Below are 1,009 nucleotides of genomic sequence, written 5' to 3' on the forward strand. Positions count from 1 at the left end.
TTCTAACCTCAACCTCTGACATCTGTTACATACTGGTTGTTTTGTTCAGTTTTCAAAGAGCAAATTTCTGATCGCCTTCGTTTTTGGCGACTTGATTAGTATAGCAACTTTAGTGATTGTTGTCAATAACTTTTTAAATTATTGAAGTTGGTGGAGCCTAGCGGGATCGAACCGCTGACCTCCTGCGTGCAAAGCAGGCGCTCTCCCAGCTGAGCTAAGGCCCCGTTTTTAAATGGTCGGGAAGACAGGATTCGAACCTGCGACCCCATGGTCCCAAACCATGTGCTCTACCAAGCTGAGCTACTTCCCGTTAAATGGCGCGCCCGAGAGGAGTCGAACCCCTAACCTCTTGATCCGTAGTCAAGCGCTCTATCCAATTGAGCTACGGGCGCATATGGTGCCGAGGGCCGGACTCGAACCGGCACGGTAGTAACCTACCGCAGGATTTTAAGTCCTGTGCGTCTGCCAATTCCGCCACCCCGGCATGGGAATTGGAGCGGAAGACGGGATTCGAACCCGCGACCCCCACCTTGGCAAGGTGGTGTTCTACCACTGAACTACTTCCGCACATAATCATGGTGCGGGTGAAGGGAGTCGAACCCCCACGTCAAAAGACACTAGATCCTAAGTCTAGCGCGTCTGCCAATTCCGCCACACCCGCGTAACTAATGGTGAGCCATGGAGGATTCGAACCTCCGACCCTCTGATTAAAAGTCAGATGCTCTACCGACTGAGCTAATGGCTCTGAATAATTAATGGTGCCGGCCAGAGGACTTGAACCCCCAACCTACTGATTACAAGTCAGTTGCTCTACCAATTGAGCTAGGCCGGCGTTATAATATTCAAAAAGAAATGGTGGAGGATGCAGGGCTCGAACCTGCGACCCCCTGCTTGTAAGGCAGGTGCTCTCCCAGCTGAGCTAATCCTCCTGGATATATGTAAGCCCGGCGGCGTCCTACTCTTGCAGGGGCAAAGCCCCAACTACCATCGGCGCTGGAGAGCTTAACTG

General features: G+C 52.1%; 9 tRNA genes. All 9 read right to left on the reverse strand.

The features are described from left to right. Positions 1-148 precede the first annotated feature (148 nt). The 9 genes from ABRT01_RS18240 to ABRT01_RS18280 all read right to left on the reverse strand — a co-directional run bounded on the left by ABRT01_RS18240 (position 149) and on the right by ABRT01_RS18280 (position 929). Positions 149-224 (reverse strand) — tRNA-Ala (locus ABRT01_RS18240). Between the two features lie 9 nt (positions 225-233). Then, positions 234-310 (reverse strand) — tRNA-Pro (locus tag ABRT01_RS18245). Positions 311-315: 5 nt separating this feature from the next. Continuing rightward, positions 316-392 (reverse strand) — tRNA-Arg (locus tag ABRT01_RS18250). Positions 393-395: 3 nt separating this feature from the next. Next, positions 396-484 (reverse strand) — tRNA-Leu (locus tag ABRT01_RS18255). Positions 485-492: 8 nt separating this feature from the next. Continuing rightward, a tRNA-Gly gene (locus ABRT01_RS18260) sits at positions 493-567 on the reverse strand. A gap of 9 nt (positions 568-576) precedes the next feature. After that, positions 577-661: transfer RNA gene (locus ABRT01_RS18265), tRNA-Leu, on the reverse strand. Positions 662-669: 8 nt separating this feature from the next. Then, positions 670-745, reverse strand: a tRNA-Lys gene (locus ABRT01_RS18270). Positions 746-756: 11 nt separating this feature from the next. Beyond that, positions 757-832: transfer RNA gene (locus ABRT01_RS18275), tRNA-Thr, on the reverse strand. Between the two features lie 21 nt (positions 833-853). Beyond that, positions 854-929, reverse strand: a tRNA-Val gene (locus ABRT01_RS18280). Positions 930-1,009 lie beyond the last annotated feature (80 nt).

The organism is Lentibacillus sp. L22 (assembly GCF_040812445.1).
Taxonomy (GTDB): domain Bacteria; phylum Bacillota; class Bacilli; order Bacillales; family Amphibacillaceae; genus Lentibacillus_C; species Lentibacillus_C daqui.